This is a genomic window from Micromonospora sp. KC723, assembly GCF_004348595.1.
In the GTDB taxonomy this organism is placed as follows: Bacteria; Actinomycetota; Actinomycetes; order Mycobacteriales; family Micromonosporaceae; genus Micromonospora.
The window spans coordinates 1-16,690 of sequence record NZ_SMKD01000056.1; the positions used below are offsets into that span (position 1 = coordinate 1).

The 16,690-nt window shown below is 68.3% G+C and carries 15 protein-coding genes and 3 pseudogenes; 7 read left to right on the forward strand and 11 right to left on the reverse strand.

Annotated features, from left to right (window positions below; translation table 11 throughout):
• Nucleotides 1–272 precede the first annotated feature (272 nt).
• Nucleotides 273–1,097: an RNAseH domain-containing protein gene (locus E1165_RS14700; protein WP_243704773.1), complete on the forward strand. Its 825-nt coding sequence runs from the start codon at nt 273–275 to the stop codon at nt 1,095–1,097.
• Between the two features lie 74 nt (nt 1,098–1,171).
• Here the strand turns inward: E1165_RS14700 and E1165_RS14705 are convergent.
• From E1165_RS14705 to E1165_RS14720, 4 genes and pseudogenes are all read right to left on the reverse strand, one after another.
• Nucleotides 1,172–2,649, reverse strand: a pseudogene (locus tag E1165_RS14705) (tyrosine-type recombinase/integrase).
• Entirely contained in the window at nt 2,646–3,056 is a 411-nt protein-coding gene (locus E1165_RS14710) for an AlpA family transcriptional regulator (RefSeq protein WP_132391766.1), read from the reverse strand. The pseudogene E1165_RS14705 and the gene E1165_RS14710 overlap by 4 nt, the downstream one beginning before the upstream one ends.
• Complete coding sequence (locus E1165_RS14715; protein ID WP_243704778.1) at nt 3,053–3,955, reverse strand: DUF2637 domain-containing protein; 903 nt, start codon at nt 3,953–3,955, stop codon at nt 3,053–3,055. Before E1165_RS14715 ends, E1165_RS14710 begins: the two co-directional genes overlap by 4 nt.
• A 384-nt stretch (nt 3,956–4,339) precedes the next feature.
• The gene (locus E1165_RS14720; RefSeq protein WP_132391768.1) at nt 4,340–5,224 is read right to left on the reverse strand and encodes a replication-relaxation family protein; all 885 of its coding nucleotides are present in this window, start codon (nt 5,222–5,224) and stop codon (nt 4,340–4,342) included.
• 1,100 nt (nt 5,225–6,324) lie between these two features.
• On the opposite strand from E1165_RS14720, the gene E1165_RS14725 reads away from it, so the two are divergent.
• Complete coding sequence (locus tag E1165_RS14725) at nt 6,325–6,690, forward strand: hypothetical protein (protein WP_132391770.1); 366 nt, start codon at nt 6,325–6,327, stop codon at nt 6,688–6,690.
• Nucleotides 6,691–6,692: 2 nt separating this feature from the next.
• Here the strand turns inward: E1165_RS14725 and E1165_RS14730 are convergent, their stop codons facing one another.
• Both E1165_RS14730 and E1165_RS14735 read right to left on the reverse strand, forming a co-directional pair.
• A complete protein-coding gene (locus tag E1165_RS14730) occupies nt 6,693–7,076 on the reverse strand; it encodes a hypothetical protein (RefSeq protein WP_243704774.1) in 384 nt (127 codons plus the stop codon).
• A 73-nt stretch (nt 7,077–7,149) separates the two neighbouring features.
• Nucleotides 7,150–7,581, reverse strand: coding sequence for a hypothetical protein (locus E1165_RS14735; RefSeq protein WP_132391774.1), 432 nt, complete (start codon nt 7,579–7,581; stop codon nt 7,150–7,152).
• 46 nt (nt 7,582–7,627) lie between these two features.
• Here E1165_RS14735 and E1165_RS29550 point away from each other — a divergent pair, with 46 nt between their 5' ends.
• Complete coding sequence (locus tag E1165_RS29550) at nt 7,628–7,876, forward strand: NUDIX hydrolase (protein ID WP_243704775.1); 249 nt, start codon at nt 7,628–7,630, stop codon at nt 7,874–7,876.
• Between the two features lie 323 nt (nt 7,877–8,199).
• Nucleotides 8,200–8,856 (forward strand): HAD family hydrolase, encoded by a 657-nt coding sequence (locus tag E1165_RS14745; RefSeq protein WP_132391776.1) that lies wholly within the window; start codon nt 8,200–8,202, stop codon nt 8,854–8,856.
• A 117-nt stretch (nt 8,857–8,973) separates the two neighbouring features.
• Here the strand turns inward: E1165_RS14745 and cyaB are convergent, their stop codons facing one another.
• On the reverse strand, nt 8,974–9,528 hold the full coding sequence (gene cyaB / locus E1165_RS14750) for a class IV adenylate cyclase (protein ID WP_165945225.1): 555 nt from the start codon (nt 9,526–9,528) through the stop codon (nt 8,974–8,976).
• Nucleotides 9,529–9,541: 13 nt separating this feature from the next.
• Nucleotides 9,542–10,588 (reverse strand): aldo/keto reductase, encoded by a 1,047-nt coding sequence (locus E1165_RS14755; protein WP_132391780.1) that lies wholly within the window; start codon nt 10,586–10,588, stop codon nt 9,542–9,544.
• A 161-nt stretch (nt 10,589–10,749) separates the two neighbouring features.
• On the opposite strand from E1165_RS14755, the gene E1165_RS14760 reads away from it, so the two are divergent.
• Together E1165_RS14760 and E1165_RS14765 are read left to right on the forward strand one after the other, a co-directional pair.
• Complete coding sequence (locus tag E1165_RS14760) at nt 10,750–11,007, forward strand: hypothetical protein (RefSeq protein WP_132391826.1); 258 nt, start codon at nt 10,750–10,752, stop codon at nt 11,005–11,007.
• 98 nt (nt 11,008–11,105) lie between these two features.
• Nucleotides 11,106–13,163 carry a radical SAM protein gene (locus E1165_RS14765; RefSeq protein WP_207916890.1) on the forward strand — a complete coding sequence of 686 codons (2,058 nt, stop codon included), beginning with the start codon at nt 11,106–11,108 and terminating at the stop codon, nt 13,161–13,163.
• Here E1165_RS14765 and E1165_RS30505 read toward each other — a convergent pair.
• The 3 genes and pseudogenes from E1165_RS30505 to E1165_RS14780 all read right to left on the reverse strand — a co-directional run.
• Nucleotides 13,126–13,215: pseudogene (locus tag E1165_RS30505) on the reverse strand (hypothetical protein); the annotation flags it as partial. The gene E1165_RS14765 and the pseudogene E1165_RS30505 sit on opposite strands and share 38 nt — an antisense overlap.
• 446 nt (nt 13,216–13,661) lie before the next feature.
• Nucleotides 13,662–14,546, reverse strand: coding sequence for a phosphotransferase (locus tag E1165_RS14775; protein ID WP_132391784.1), 885 nt, complete (start codon nt 14,544–14,546; stop codon nt 13,662–13,664).
• Nucleotides 14,547–14,553: 7 nt separating this feature from the next.
• Nucleotides 14,554–15,914, reverse strand: a pseudogene (locus tag E1165_RS14780) (hypothetical protein).
• A 222-nt stretch (nt 15,915–16,136) separates the two neighbouring features.
• Here E1165_RS14780 and E1165_RS14785 point away from each other — a divergent pair.
• Nucleotides 16,137–16,658 carry a topology modulation protein gene (locus tag E1165_RS14785; protein ID WP_132391786.1) on the forward strand — a complete coding sequence of 174 codons (522 nt, stop codon included), beginning with the start codon at nt 16,137–16,139 and terminating at the stop codon, nt 16,656–16,658.
• Nucleotides 16,659–16,690 lie beyond the last annotated feature (32 nt).

Here is a 16,690-nt window from a genome sequence, read left to right on the forward strand (position 1 = left end):
GCACCGTCACCAGCACCCACTACGAAATGTCCACCACCGCCGACCTCACCGCCTGCCTCGACGACCTCACCCACCGGTTAACGTCGACACCCTCCGGGGCTTGACCAAACCCATAGGGACACCCCCCGCGCAAAGAGTCGTCCGACCCGAACCGAGAACGGTTCGCCGCAGCCGTCGATGACCTGTTCCGACAGCTCAGCGTGCGCCCCGAGCCGCTACCCGAACCGGCGCGAGGCACGCTTCTCCGGCAGCCTGCCCTCCTGGCCATCTGGATGATTCGCCAGAACAAGGGACGCGTCTGGGGGCTCGCGCGACAGGTCCCGGTCGCTGTGCTCGTCAACCCCACCGGTCAGCATGTGCAAGTCCGTGCGCCCAAGGTGCCCTGGCAGCCTCTGCATACCGGGCTCGTGGACATCGGTAAGCAGTACGTCAACGTGGACCTCAAGTGCGGCCCCGACGACGTGGTCCGGTTCGCCAAGGACGTCATTGATGAGGCCACCAGCGCTTTCCCCGACACCCTGCTGCTCACCCATGCGCAGAACCTGCGCGGCGTCTGGAACACCCTCACCAATGGCCGTATCCAGCTCGACAGCCTCGGCTTCGGCGCCGCTGAACCTCAGCCGATCAGCAAGCTGTCCGGCCTGCGCCATGTGCGCGTTCGCACTGCCGAAGGCGGCGAGACGCCGGAGTGCTACGGCGTAACCGACGATGGCACAGGCCAGCCCAAGGGTCTGTGGCGCTTCCTGGTCCCTCGGGTGTACGGCAGCACTACGGGCAAGCCCAGCACGCACTCCGGGGCGTTGAAGGGCGTGTCGAAACTGGTCCCCGGCGAGCACAACGGCAAGCTCACTGCCCCGAAGCCAAAGGCCCAGGTGTGGAACCCGCAGTTCATCGAGCTACTTGTGGCGGGACTTCAGGACGGCGACCAGCCCGAGCACTGGGCGGCGCTGGCGCACGAGCTGCGGGATGCAGCACCGTACGTCCGGGGCACCACCGTTCTGCCATGGCCGCTTCATCTCGCGGAGCAGATCGAGGAATACCTTCTGCCAACCAAGATCACTGACCTCGGTTCGCAAGAGGTTCTCGGGGACGAGTAGGGGCCGTGGCCTCCCTAGCCCTCTCTGGGCGAGGGAGGCCACGACCGCGAGCATCTGCCGCTCGCCCCGGCGGCCTATGCCGATTGCGCTCCGCTGCCCCGCCGTCGGGGTACCACAGCCGCTGTTACCTCGGCGGCGGCGTGGGAGAGCTCGGGGAGGACGTCGCCGTAGAACTTGGCGGTGAAGTGTGGGCTGGAGTGGCGAAGTCGGTTGGAGATGACTTTCATCTGGACGCCGGCGGCGAGGCCCATCGTGGCGGCTCCGTGGCGGAGGTCATGGAGCCGGATAGGTGGTAGCCCGGCTTGGGTGGCGAGGTGGTGGAAATGGTCGGTGACGTCGGCAGGGTGGAGTCGACCACCGATGGGTGTGGCGAACACGAGCCCGGTGGTGGTCCAGGCGGCTCCGGCGGCGAGGCGTTCGCGGTGTTGCCGGGTGCGGTGGGCGCGCAGTACCGCGACGGTTTCGGTGTCGAGGGCGACGGTGGCTTCGCTGTCGGTGGTTTTGGGGGTGTCGATGGCGGTGGCCCAGCCGTGTTGGACGAGTTGCCAGCGGACGGTGGGGGTGGCGGTGTCGAGGTCGAGGTCGTCCCAGTGCAGGCCGCAGGCTTCGCCTCGGCGGAGGCCGGTGAAGGTGATGAGGTGGTAGAGGGCGTAGAGCCGGTCGCCAGCGTCGTGGGTGTGGTCAAGGAATCTGCCGGTGTGTTCGGGGGTCCAGATCATGACGGGGCTGGGGGTCTTGCCGGTGTCGCGCCAGGTGCGGATGCGTTGGTCGGTCCAGACTGTGGGCTTGGGTGGTCGGGCTGGGGGTAGCTCGACCATGAGGGCGGGGTTGGTGTCGATGTAGCGGTGGCGGCGCATCGCGTCGTTGAGGGCCTTGCGCAGGGTGGCGTGGATCAGGTGCATCGTTCTCGGGCCGACGATCCGCTGGTTCTTGACCTGGTCGCGCTTTGCGGGGTCGCGGCTGGCGCGCAGGGTGGTGATGGTGGTGTTGCGTTCGGCGATGGCGTCGTACATGGCGTCAATGTGGCCGGGGCGTAGCCGGTCGATGCGCAGGTGGCCGAGGTACGGGATCAGGTACAGCCGGATGTGCCCTTCGTAGGAGCGCAGGGTGCCGGTCTTGATGTTCTTGCGTCCGGCGAGCCAGTCGGTGAGGTACGCCTCCATGGTGGGCAGCTCGGTGGGGGTGATGTCCAGGTGCAGCGCCCGCCGGATCTGGTCGGGGGTGGGGACGGGCGTGCCGGTCTTGACGGCGGTTTCGATCAGGTCGCCGGTCCTGACGGTGGTGTGCGGGTCGGTGGGATCGGGGACAGCCAAGGCGGCGCGGATGCGGTCCAGGATCGCGTCGGCGTCGGCTTGGGTGGCGTAGGGGCCGTGGCGTAGTGGGCGGCGGGTGCCGTCGGCGCGGGCGGGGATTTCGATCTGCCAGTGCCAGTGGCCGTGGTTGCGGGACCAGCCGCCGCCGGGCCGGCGCAGCTGGGGACAGGAGAGCGTCCCAGTCGCCGGCCCGTGACGCTGTCGCGGCAGCCGCAGCGTTTGAAGGTGGATCCCTTCACTCGTCGTCTCCTGGATGCTTCGTATGGTGCCGCCAGCGGCGTCGGGTGGAATCCGCTGGTGGCGGGGTCATCGCATCCACGCTCACCTTCGGAGCGGGTTCAAGTCGCCGGCCGCCGCCTGCCGGGGCGGGGTCGTCGTGGGGTAGGAGGAGGTGGAGGAGGCCGGTGACCGGGACGATGATGCGGCTGCCGGCGCGGATCAGGGGTGCGGGGAAGGTGTCGGTGGCGGCGAGCCGGTAGGCCTGGGATCGGCTGATCCCGAGGACTGATGCGGCGGTGGCGAGGGTGGTGGTCACGCCGAGGGCGCGGACGCGGTCGACGGTCCATACTTCGCTTGTGGGCGCGGCTGCGGTGGGCGTGATGTCTGTCGTGGTGTCGTGCTCGGTGGGGTTCACGTCGGTGCTCATGATTCGGGGTTCTCCTGCCCGTTGGGTGAATGTCTGGGATGCATGGGTTCGAGATGGCTTGCTGGTGGAGGCAGCCGCGAGACGTCGGACGCGGTTGCGTGAGTCGCTTGCTGCCGACTTGATGGCGGTCGTGGTGCCAGGCTCACCGGTGAAGTCGAGTCCTGCGGCGCGGGCGGCGAGGCTGCCTCAGCTCTGAGGGTCTTGAGGAGTTCGGATACCCGGGTATTGGACACGGTGTGGCCTGTTCCACGGAGGGCTTCGGCGAGCGCCGCCCGGGTCAGTGCCTGCCCGTCCGCGGCGAGGTGGTCGCGGACGCGGCGCGCCGCCGGCAGCAGCTTGGCCACGTCGCCGGACTGCTGCGCGGACCGTCCCCTGCCGGCGTCGCGGCGACGGCGGTCCCGTCCGTGAGGTTGATGAGCGACCTCTGCCAGGCCGCTCGTCCGCGTGGCGGACCGCCGCCCTGCCGTCCCGCCGGACCGCGTCGTCTCGGCCGGTCCGCTCGGGGGCGTGGTTTGCGTGGGCTGGTCCGGCAGGTGGTCTGCGGTCCGGGCGGCGTTGGTTGGGGTCGTGGTGCCGGCGTAGCCGAGGGCGACCTTGACCATGACGAGGAAGCCGAGCGCGGGCACGGCTGCGGCGATCCAGCCGATCGGTGACGGTTCGGCCTCGACGACCTGCGCGGCGAGGGACAACGTGACCGCGCAGGCCAGCACACTCGCGGGGAACACCGTTGAGGTGTGGGCGCGTTTGCGGCGGCGTAGCTCCAGGCCGGAGGCGATGGACATCAGCTCCAGGACGATCGCGTCGGCCCAGGCCAGCCATCCGGGTTGGCCGTGGGCGGCGGCGACGTTGTGGACGTGGGTGAAGCTGGCCGCACCAGCGGCCCCGCCGATCGCCAGCATGATCACGATCTGGACGGCGCCCTCGACACGGCTGCTGCGCGGACCACCGTCCGGGTCAGACGTCGGTGTGGTCGTGGCGGACCACCTCCCCGGACCGGGCTACGGCGGAGGCTCGTCCGCCAGCCGGGTAGAGCTGGACACGTGCGCGGACGGTCCGGGCGTCGCCGTCCGGGACCGTGGTCGCGGACGGGGAGCCGCCGCCGGACCGTCCGTGGTGAGCGCGCGACAATACCTCTGCCCTGTCGCTGTCGGAAGGGATCGGCACTGTCACCGGTCTGTCAGGCCAAGCAGGCCGGGTGCTGACAGACCGGTGAGAGTGACGAGGTCTTGCTGTCTCCCGCCAACCCGAGGTAACGTCCGCGGCCGTCGTGCCGCTGCCAGGCATCACGCCGCCTCACCCGCCCATCCAGCGTCAATGACGGACGAGGCGAGGTCGGCCAGCCGGCACCGCTGCCCTCCCCCACCCGGGACGACCCAGACCGCCTCAGCGGGACACAGGCCCGCCATGGCGGCGTAATCGCGGGCTCCGGTCGCGGCCAGCGCCCGCAGTGGCGTGTCGGCGAGCAGGCGGCGCAGATTGGCCTCTCGGGCGGCGGAGTGCAGCCAGAACAGCACCGGCCACACCCGATCGAGTGTGGCGAACAAGTCCCCGTAGCCGGCGAGCTTGCCGACCAGAACCGGCAGCGGCTCGGTCCCGGTGTCGTACTCGACGAAGAACGGAACCGTGATGTCGTCCTCGGCCCACAGGCCGTAGCCGTCCGGACGCACCCGCAGCTGGTAAGCCTGCACCAGGACCGGATCCTCCCGGCGGGTGAACGTGCCAACACGCCGGCAAGCCGCCTCCGGCAGCCACTGCACCAGCTCGGCGCCGGGGTGTGTGCGGGCGTAGCCGGCAAGGTCGGTGAAGAAACCGTTCACCCCGAGCCGATGCGCCAAGCTCCGACTCGATGTCCAGCGTCGCCGCTCCACGCGGGCGTGGTCACGCCGAGGTGGCCGCTCGTCCCGGCTCGCCGCGACGACCTCGGCACCCAGCTGGTCGATGACGTAGTGGTACGGATACGAGCCGCCGTCAGCGCGCTGCGGCCGGAACCGGGCCACCAACCGCAACCGGTACAGAGTCCGCAACCGGCGCTGGCAGAAGTCGAGCGACGGGAACAACGCCTCGGCGATCTGGAACGACGTCAGCACCCCGTGGTCGTACAGCCAGCCCAGCAGCACCCGGTCTCGGTCGGTCAGCTGCGACTGCACCCGCAGAACCGGATCATCCATCCACCATCACCTCCTCTCCGATACGTATGGCCTCCCCAGAGGGAGACCCGAGACCAGGACGGTCTGTCGCAGCACAACCAGCCAGTCCTGACAGACGGCCTGACCTGCGGTGTGAGCAGGAAAAGGGGGTCCGTTCGGGCGTCCGCCTGAAGACCGACCCCAACGGGGACGTCAACCCGGACCCCGAAACGGGGGTCAACACGGGATCTGTCACCGCCACCGGCAGAAAGCCGGAACGCGGTGAGACGGGATGTACGGAGAACACAAGAGCTCCTTGATCGAAAAGAATGGGGGCGTCGACGTCGCGACGCCGTAGGTGTGCGCCGCAGCCACCGGCGGGCGCGGGAGACTGCGGCAAGGCGCACTGTGGAGTTGTCAATGAACACGCCGACCGGCGCACCGGCCGACCCGAAGACGGATCAGGGCAGCAACGACCGACACGACCACCAGTGAGGCGGTCGCGGCAGGGCACAGCGGTAGCAGTTACGGAGGGCAGGGCAGGGCGGCACGGTGCCGCGCCGGCAGCGGGCTCGCCTCAGCCTGAAACAGATACTCCGGGAGCCGTCGACATCACGACGGCCCGGTGGGGCGTCGACTCAACCCACCGGAGAAAGATCCTTCATCGCGAACCCCCTGTCACTCGAAACCATCGACGGCCCGCCCACTCCCGAGCCTCGAACGACCGGCGACGCCCCCGAAGGAGCGCCACCACCCCGGCCGATCGAACCCGGCAGGCAGACCGCCACGCGGTCGCGCTCGTACCAGTACGCCTCCGCCGGCAGCACCCTGTCAACCAGCACCACCGACAGTCGATCACGACGTTTCCGGACCCAGCCGGACGCGCTGACACCCACCAACCCGTACTGGTCTCCAGCGGCACAGATTCCCGGCCGAAACAGGCAGAAAAATCTTGACCCACCTGTTCAACTATCTCATCTTATGAGACAGTGCTCCCGCCGAGCGAGCCGGTCAGGGCCACCGGAGTCACACGCGGCCGGGCTCGCCAGCGACAGCAAGAGCGGACCGCCGGCGGACCCTGCGCGACCGGGCTTCCTTCGCCAACGAGCCGCTTGCCAGGGGCGAGCCCGTAGCGTCGGTCGGTGGCCGACACGCAGACCGAACCTGACATCTCCTACCTTGCCAGCGTGACGCGGGTCCGCGCGGCGGCCGGCGTGATCCTCCGCGACCAGGCCGGCCGGGTGCTCGACGCCCCCGGGATGGACCCAACCTGGTTGCTCCATCTCGCAGGACAGTTGATCGAAGCCGAGGTCGTCCTGTTCTACGGTCCCTACGTCGACATCTCGGTCCTCCGCTCCGCTGGCGCGGAAGACGAGCTATACATCGGCGGTGAGCGTGACATCACCGCCTGCCGCCTCGTCGACATGCTTGACGACCTTGTAGCTGTCGATCGCGGTGCTGAACTGCCGAGCTGGCTGCGTCCTGCACCAGACGCTCTGCTCCACTGACGCTATGCCTTGGAGATCATCGAGATCCCACCGCACGCGAGTGCGAACAACTGGGCGAACGTCTGCGAGACACTCGGATCCTTATCGAGCCGTTTCAACGACGCGAACCTCGAAGGATCAACGTCGATCGTGGCGACACCACCGGAAGGATCGCCGTCCGCGGTGGAGAACAACGCCAGGCATCGATAGCTTCGCACGGCCCCTTCACGTTCTTCTCGCATCAGCGACTGCAAGACGACGGCGTCCTCCTTGACCTGACCACGCAGTGCCCCCACCGAGGACCATCGAGTCGCCCAACCCCGTTCTTGCGCCTCCAGTTGGATCTCGAGCAGCTGCTCGAAGCTGATCTGACAGACGCGGAAATCGGTGTCAGTCGGTCGAATCATTGGCATTCGGCACCGGACCGCATCGAGTTCGCTTGAGGCTTCACGGTCGCAGCATGCCAGAGGGCCGTCCAGGTCACCCTTGTGGCGGCCGTCGCGGTCCAGCGAACCGGCGCCGGAACCATCGGGGCAACGCACCCCGCCTCACGAACATCCCGACGTCACTGGCAGCCGTTGCTGCATATCCCCGTATTTCGAACCCACCCAGCACCGTCCTGTCGCGCAGGGCCTGGTGCAGGCGACCAATAGCCTCAGTATCGACAAACCCGTGCAACCGGGCGTGGTGGCCCAACGACTGCAGCGCGTTCGCGCGAGTCTGCGAGTCCCGCGACGTCATGGCCCGCTTGACCCGCGGCAGCACGACATCCGGATCCTCGTGGTTGAGCACCAAGGCGAGCAGAGCGACCCCCGCGTATTGGTCTTCCCGGTCGAGCACCTCATCGACAATTTCCGGCCGCTCGACCACGTCGAGCCAGCTACCAATGGACCAGGGAGGATCTGTCGACATCCCCGGATCTTGGCACTCCGACACGGGAGAGCACCAAACAGGTTTGGTGACAGCCGCCGTGGTCATTGGTCAGCTCCCAAACCCCGGCCACAACCACCCGACCTACAAGGACGTGTGGGAAGTTCCCGGCGGAACCGTGGAACCGGACGAGTCTCCGGCGGACGCCTGCACGCGCGAAATCAAGGAGGAACTGGGCCTGTCGGTGCCCATGGGAACGCTGCTGTGCGTCGACTGGGTGCCGGCGAGCCCGCCGTGGGACGGCGGGCTCATGTTCGTGTTCGACGGCGGGTGCTGACGGCGGACCAGATCGCGACGATCCGACTGTGCCCGGACGAGCTCGACCGGTTCGAGTTCGTCGAGCCGGAGCGCCTTCACGAGGTGCTGATCCCTCGGCTGGCTCGACGGGTTGCCGCAGCCGTCGCCGCGATCGGACGTGGCGGCGTCTACCTCGAGGACGGAGCTACACCTTCCACGAGTAGCGAGGCGCACTGAGTCGTTTGCGAGGACGGCCGTCCAGTAGCGGTGATTCCCCTGCCGGCGACGAGGCACCACGATCTGCGGGACGCCCAGCCCTCGACGCACGTTGATCCGCCTGAGCGCTAGGGGCACACTCCCAGAATGATCGTGAGTGTGTTCTTCGACGTGGGCGAGACGATCGTCGACGAGTCCCGGGAGTATGGCACCTGGGCCGACTGGCTCGGCGTCCCGCGGCACACCTTCTCGGCCGTCTTCGGCGCGGTCATCGCTCGCGGTTTGGACTACCGGGAGACGTTCCAGGTGTTCCGGCCCGGGTTCGACCTCGCCGAGGAGCGGCAGCGCCGGGCCGACGCCGGGCAGCCGGAGCACTTCTCCGAGGAGAACCTGTACCCCGACGCCCGGCCCTGCCTGGCCGCCCTTCGGAAGCTGGGCGTGCAGGTCGGCCTAGCCGGCAACCAGACCGCCCGAGCCGAGACCATCCTGCGCGCGCTGGACCTGCCGGTCGACGTGATCGGCACCTCGGACGGCTGGAACGTCGAGAAACCCTCGGCCGCGTTCTTCGACCGCGTCGTCGCGGAGGCCGGCTGCCCCGCCGCGCAGGTGCTGTACGTCGGCGACCGGCTGGACAACGACATCCGACCGGCACAAGCGGCCGGGCTCGCGACCGCCCTGGTACGACGCGGACCGTGGGGACACATCCTCGACGACAAGACCATCAGCGACCGCTGCCTCTTCCATCTCGACTCGCTAGCCGAGCTGCCCGAGCTGGTGCGCAGGCACAACGAGTCGGCCGCGTAGCTCCCCGGAGAGCAGCCCGGCTGGTCGCGAGGGCGGCGACGCGTTCGTCGAGCCGGCTTATCAGAAGAAGGCGTGGGCGGCGAGCTCGGCGCGGGTGGCCGCCGCAGGTCCTGGCGGTCAGTGGTCGCGGCCGAGCAGGATGTGTGGATAGCCCTTGTTGACCTGCTGGCCCAGTTCGATATCGAGGGAGGCGATGAAGGCTTCCAGGCGCTGCGTGGCGTCGCCGACGTCCACGGCATCACCCTTGAACTCGAACTCGACGAAGTCGCCAGCGTCCACCACGTGGTCGAGGACGATCTCCACGTCGGGCAGGGTCCACGCCTCGCGGGTCTTGTCGACAGTCACGAGAGGTTGGAAGTCCAGAGATTCCAGCAGGAGGCGGACGGCCTCGGCATCCCCGACACGGGTCTCGTACTCGTCGGCATGGGTCTTGACGATGGCGTCAAAGGGGTGCCAGCGTTTGAAGTTGATCGACGCGCCGTGGTCTTCGTTGCGGATACGCAGCCACTCAGAGATCACCGTCGGAGCGAGGAAGTCGCGGTGCGGGGCGTTGTAGTAGGCGTCGACCTGTCGGATGGGCTCGGCGGGTTTCGCGCCGAGCTCGGTGAGCCTGGCCCTGAGGACCTCGGCATCGGCCAGGCGGTACTTCTTCTCGACCTCGATGTAGCGCACGGTGTTGTTCCTATCAGTCGATGTACGGGTTGTCGTGGAGCACGGCGCGGATCTGCGTGATGTCGTCGGCGTGGAGTGGATGGTCGAGGGCGGCGAGGACGGTGTCGATCTGCTCAGCGTTCCGGAAGCCGACGAGGATCGCGGCGTCAGGGGCGTGGTGCAGGGCGTACTGCACGCAGAGCCGCGCCATGTTGGCGGGGCTGTGTCCGTATCGGTCGCGCAGGGGCGCGAGGCGGGCGTGGAGCTGACGGCGGCTGTCCGGCGTGAAAGTTGGGTCGGCGCGGCGGTGGTCGCCAATGCTGTACTGCCGCTGGTCAGGGTCGGACCCGGCTTGGAGCAGAAGGCCCTGCCCGAGGACTTGCTTGATCAGGACGCCCAGGCCGTTGCGGCGGGCGAAGCGGAAGATGTCGGTCTCATGGTCAGCGTAGAGCGGGCTGAGCAGGTTGTAACGGGTGGTGACCACGTCGGGGCGCACCTGGTCGTACAGGTGCAGCCAGCGGCGTGTCTCGGCCGCTTGCGGCCCGTCGGTGGCGGCCCACTCCTCGGCGAATCGGTGTGGTGCGCGCATGCCGACCGCGTGGATCACTCCCTGGGCCCGCCAGGTCTGCATGAGGTCGGCCGCGTCAAGCAGGTACCGGTCGTCAGGGCCGAAGTCGCTGCTGTGGAGGAAGTAGATGTCGAGGTGGTCGGTGCCGACGTTGTCCAGGGTGGTAGCGAGTTGCGCGCGCATCTGCGCAGGGTGGTAGGCGTGACGGGCGGTGCCGGCGAAGTAGCCGACCTTGCTGGAGATGGTCAGGTCCTGCCGAGGGACGAGGCGGAGAAGCCGGCCGAGGAGGCGTTCGGAGTGGCCGAGGCCGTAGACGTCGGCGGTGTCGTAGAGCGTGACGCCCCGTTCCAGGGCGTGTACGAGTCCGGCGAAGGCTGCGTCGGGGTCGACGTCGTCCCAGCCGATCGGGGTGCCTCGGTTGGTGACGGGGCCGCCGATGGTCCAGCAGCCGGCCCCGATGACGGAGACGTCGGCGTTGAGGCCGCTGAGATGGCGGCGCGGCAGGAGGCTCATGGTGTCGGGTCCGTTCACGTGCCGCACGGATCGGCTGCGTTGATCAGCTGCCAGCCGCGGGTGGTGGTCCAGCGGCGGTGTTCGTGCCGGAGGACGTCCCGGCGGTCGGCTGGGAGGGCCGCGGCGACCGTGGCGACGACCGGTTCCAGGTCGCTGCGCAACTGGATCAGGAGGGCATCGGCCGCGGCCGTTGCGGGCAGCCGTGGCCCTGCGGACAAGCGCGGCTCGCACTGGTCGCCGAGTACCGCGACAACGCTATCGGTCTCTTCCTCTATATGGCCGGCCTGCTCTATGAGGCCATCGACGACCTGCACCGGCTGAACCCGAGCACTACCGGCGACGTCACGGACCTGTTCGACCGGTTCCTCGGCTGGCCCGTCCGACACCACGGCGGGGCCAGATCCACCACGCCGCCCTGAGCGCGCCCTCCCGCCCCTTCACCGCTCTCTTCTCGCCGCTGCCGCAGGGGCGGCGACGCATGCCCATGCCCAACCCCTGTTCGTCACGGAGGTGTTCCATGCGCGACCTGCTCCCGTCCGTCCACGACCGGCTGTTGTACGCCTGTGCTCACGCCACCGGCTGTATTGCGCCCCGTCGCGAGCCGTTGGCGGCGGTACCGTTGGAGGACCCGAACGCCCTACGCGCCGCCTTGAGCATGACAATGGGCGAGGAGCGAACGGTGGTGGTGACCGGGACCCTGGACCGCAGGCTGGTCCTCATTCAGCAACCGTCAGGACAATGGACAGCCGCCGACCTTTCCGGGCAGCCGCACGGCAGCCGGGCATGGCCCGCGTGGACCGCCGGCCACTTGACGGTGACCGACCCGGACAGTTGGCTGTCCACCGCGCCACTCACTCCAGAGGGCCAGCGACGGCTGCTGCGGCCCCGGCTGCTGTTGGCGTCGCTGTACCACCCGGAGCACTTCCCGCTTCCCCGGTTTCCGCTGGCAATCTCCGATTTGGCCCGAGCTGCTCGGTCGACCCTGCTTGGGCAGGTCGAATTGATGGATATGCAGCTCGGTTTCGGACTGGACGACATCGTCGATCGGGTCCGCGACGGGGTAGAGGTGCTGGGCGTGTCGGTGACTTTCGGCCAGCATGACCTCGCCGTCCGGCTGCTGGACGCAGTCACGGCCCTCGACCGGCCGCCCCTGGTGGTCGCCGGCGGCTCGCTAACCGCCCGCAACGAGCAGATCTTGCTGGACCGCTATCCGAACCTGCTCATCTGTAGGGGAGCGGGAGAGCCCACGATTGCCGACGTGTTGGCCCACTGGCATGGCGACCTGGACGTCGGGCAGATACGCGGCATTGGTTTCCGGGGCACCAAGCGGTCGCGTACCGTGCTGCCGATCAACCTTTCCCGTCGGACCGCGACCGTGGCGAACCGGTCGCAGACCGACATGTGGCCGGAACTGGATCTGCTTGACCGCACCTTCGCGCACCGTGGGGTCGCCCAACTCGAGTCGTCGAGGGGCTACACCAACTACTGTTCGTTCTGTCCCCGCGGGCACAAGGGGCAATGGGCGGGGGCGCGTCCCGACGCGTTGCCCTGGCTCCTGCGTCAGATGGGGGCGGTGTTTGACCGACACCCGGATCTGAACAGGACGATCTACCTGGTCGACGAGGAGTTCATCGGACGCGGCGATGACGCTGTCAACCGCGCCCTGCAGGTCGCGGACATACTCGCCCAGACGGGCTTCACCTGGGAGACGAGTTGCCGGGTCGACCAGGTCGTCCGTCCCGACCGTGACCGAGCCTGGCATCTTGACCGCGGTCACCTCTGGCGGGGCCTGGTCGAGCGGAAGCTGCGGCGCTGCCTGTTCGGCGTGGAATCGGGGGTGACCTCGATCCTGGACCGCTTCAACAAGGAGACCACCGGCGAGCAGAACGCCCTGGCCATCCGCACCCTTACCGCGTTGGGCGTGCCGCCGCGATTCACCTACATCACCTTCGACCAGCTGATGACCGCAGCCGAGCTACGTCAGACGTACGCCTTCCAGGGCCGCACCGACCTGTTGCTGCAACCACAAGCTCAGCTATGCGTCGAGGAGATCATCGACGGGGTCCACGACGAGCGGTGGGTCGCCGCCCACACGACGGGCCGTCCCTTCTACACCGGCATCAGCTATCTGCTCGTCGGCATGGAATTCCTGATCGGCGCCGCGTACACCCGCCGCGCCGAAGCGGCCGGACTTACTGGACGCGCGGATCCGTCGATGGGAAGGGTTGAGGCCCGCTACGCGGACTGGCGCATCGGGGTCCTTGCTCGCCGCTCTCAGCTGTGGATCGACCGGAACTTCGCGCTGGACTACACCCTCAAGTCGTTGGAGAAGATCCTCACCGGCCGGCCCTACGCCATGGTCCGCGACCTGCGCCGGCTGCTGGCGGCACAGCCAGAACGGACGCAGCGGCAGATGTTCCGTCGGTATTGCCCGGCCCAGTTCCGCCGGGCTTGCCCCGTTGCCGATCATCGGCGGTCGCGCTCCGCGCCTGCTGCTCGAACACGATTCGCCAGACGTGCGTCAGCAGCGGCAGATCGGCCACCGGCCGTTCCACCGATTGATCGCGATCCGTGAGGTCCCGGGACAGTTCACCAGTCGCGGCGTACCGCGAGACATACACGGTCATGGCCGACCCCGGACCGGCGCTGGCCTCGGTGCGTGGTGGGCTTGCCGGCGTACCGGCAAGCCCACCACCGTCGGCCAGCGGCTGGGAGCGGACCGCCGGTCACCAGCCCTCGCAGCCTCGGTGGCAGTACGCGAGCGGGGAGTCACCCGTGCGGCCGACGGGGTGCCGGGCGTGAGCACTTGCCGGTGCGTCGGGTCGCCTTCCGACCTGCCGCCCAATGGCACGTCCATCTGGATCTCCCTGGCGTGTGGGTGCCGCTGGCCCGTCGGCGTGCCATGGAGTCGAGGTGAACCTGGACCGGCCCGCCGACGTGTTCTGGCGTTCACGATCGCCGGAATGATGGTGCGGAAATAGACGCACGGTGGTGGGCCACGGTGCACCTCACCGTGTCTGAACTGGGCTGACGCCTAGGGGGCCAGCTGCGCCCGAACCCTAGACGGCTCGGTTCAGAGGATCCGCCACCGGCGCAGGTCCGCCCCGTCGTCAGCGAGGCCGGCAATCCGACGATGTACCTCGTCGGCGGCCTCGGTCCCGGGGCGAGACTTGCGGGCATTGGTGGCGATCATCTGCAGCTCGCGTAGCTGGCACAGCTCCTCGAACTGGGACCAGGAGGTGACATCCCAGCCGTAGGTGGCGGTGAAATCGGCGAAGGCTCCCGGGCCGGGCGGGTCGAATCGGCGGCAGTGGACAGCGACCGTGGCGATGTCCCACTCTCGGGGTCCGAGGGCGGCGCCGTCCCAGTCAGCCAGTACGGGTGTGCCGTCGAAGCGCCGGAGTGCGTTGCGGATCTGCGGATCAGACTGGATCAGGCTGGTACCGCGGGGAAACCGCATCGCTTTCCAACTGGCCGCCAGTGTTTCGAGCCGGCCCATCAGCAGATCCTGTTCCTTGTCGTTCAGGATCTCCGAACGGGTGATGGAGCGCTCGATGCTGTGGATCGGTCGCAGTACCGGCAGCGGCACCGGCGGAGCCGGCAGGGCGTGCAGACCTCGGAGAAGCGTTCCGAGCTCGGAGACGGTGATGGGGTTGTCGTGTGCCGGGTCCAGACGCTGCCAGACCGTGACGGCGTGCCCGCCCACCCGCAAGGGTTGGGACAGTCCTGGGTGAAGGCCCACCGTGGGGAAGCCTTGGGCCCCCAGCCAGTCGACCACGGCCACCATCCCGCGCACCCGTTCCAGGTCATGGTCACCGGGGGCGATCTTGATGACCACGTCACCGAGTGCGTAGACGGCGTTGGTGTGGTGCCGCAGCAGTATCGCGTTCGAGTCAGGGTAGCCGAGGAGACGACATACCTCGGCGAGCACCGGCCGGGTGCGCGCCTCGACGAACATGGGGCTCCTAGGGACCGAGTGCGGCTGTGGTCCCAAGCCTACGGGCGCTCTCGCGGCACGCCCGCACGTAGTCCGTCAAGACGGCGACCTCACCACGCCGGCTCTCGTCAGGGATCGCCGTTGCCACGTCGGTGGCCCTGGTCAGGATGATCTCCGTCCGCTGCGTCTCGGGCAGGTCCGCGACGGCATCACGCGCGGTCACCGCCGCTTCGGTCGCCCGCCGGTCCTGCGCGAGGCACATCGACCGGTCCAGGGCGATGAGCGCCGCATCGATCGGTACGGCCGGAGCCGCGCCGTAGAGCCGCAACGCCTCGTCCTGGACGCGGTACGCCTCACCCGTGTCACCGAGCCAGGTGTACGCGCCGGAGAGGTAGAACAGCAGCGTTTCGCCGGAAACCTGAAGGCGACGTCGGTGTCCTCGTCGCCAGCCTGATCGAACAGCCGACGCGCCTGGTCGATGGCCGACCGTGCCTGCTCGCCGGCGCCGATTCGGGCCAGGGCACGCGCCCGGCCTGCGGCTGCCAGGGCACCCGGCGACGATGCGATCGATGTGACCGCCAAAGCCGCATCAGCCAAGGCCACAGTTTGGTTGGGATCGCCGAAGTAATACGGCAGCATCGCCGCTTGGGCCCGCACGAGCACCCTGAAACGAGGCTTCCCGCTGTCGTCCGCCGCGTGGATCGCCGTGCCGTACCACCGCCGAGCCTCGGCCACATCCCCGAGCCGCATCAACGCATCAGCGCACATCGTCGCCAGCAACGCCGCCACCCCGGACAACCGGGACTGGACCGCCGCCGGCTGCCGCCGAAGCGACAGCACCTGAACCTCCCGGCAGTCGGCAGCCAACAACGACAGCATGACCTGAGGCGAGGCTGACGGGTAAACCGTCATGTGCTCGCTTGCGGACTCCTCGATCAACTCAAGTTGCCGAGGAGCGACACTCGCCGACGCCAGAGCCTCATCGAGGCCGAGCCGGAGCCTCGCCAGGCCACTGACCTCCACGCTGGCCCCCGCACTGGCCAATGGACTGTCCGCTCCGTTACCCGCGGCCGTGACGTCGGGGTCGCAAACCACATGGGTGTCCTCATCCCGGCCGAGTCCCATCGCAGGACGCGGGATGCTCAGGCCGACCGCGATTCGCTCCAGCACCTCGTAGGCCGTCACCTGGCGGACGCCCTTGGCGATCTCCGCAGCACGGTTGGACGAGACCCCTACGAGAGCCGCGATCCTGCCGTAGGACACGCCCCGAGCGTGAAGGAAGCGGAAGACCGCGGCGACGTCCCGCCGCTGCAGAAATTCACCGATCGGGCGGCCGTTCCAGACCCCCGAACTCCACCACTCGGGATTCACCTGCGAGCCCACAATCACCCCCGATCGGACAACGACCAGTTGTCAGCACAGCGCATTTACACCGTCACATCAAGTCAAGACGGGCCGAGTCGCTGGACGCACCACAGGGTCGAGGCATGCGGCAACATCCGGAACCCCCACGGTGGGCCCTCATGGTGTTTCAGGAGAGACCAAGCAGTTCGAACGCCACGACCTCTCGTTCCGCCGGAGCGCACCTACTCCGCACCTACGGTGGAGGGCGTGGATCGGATCGCCACCATCGGCTGCGGCGGCAGCGGTAAATCCACCGTCGCCCGCCAACTGGCGCAGATCCTCAACGTGCCACTGATCCACCTCGACGCGCTCTACTACGACGAGCACTGGATGCCACTCCCCCATGACGAGTTCGCCACCCAACAGGAGAAACTGGTCACCGGCGATCGGTGGATCATCGAAGGCAACTACGCCAGCACACTGCCCATCCGGCTCGCCGCCGCCGACACCGTGATCTTCCTCGACCTACCCGCCGACGCATGCCTGTGGGGAATCGCCCAACGCCGCTGGCGCTACCGGGGCGGCCAGCACCACGCCGACGGCGTCTACGACCGGATCACCTGGAGCTTCATCCGCTACATCCTCAGCTACCGACGCACCATGCGGCCCCGCGTCCATGACCTGCTCCATGAATACGGGCCACACGTCCAGCTGATCACTCTCACCAGCCGACGCCACGCCAGCCGGTTCATCGACCGCGTACGACTGAACATGGAACCGGTGACCTAGCCGGGAGGTCCATGGGGACCAAACGGAGTTAA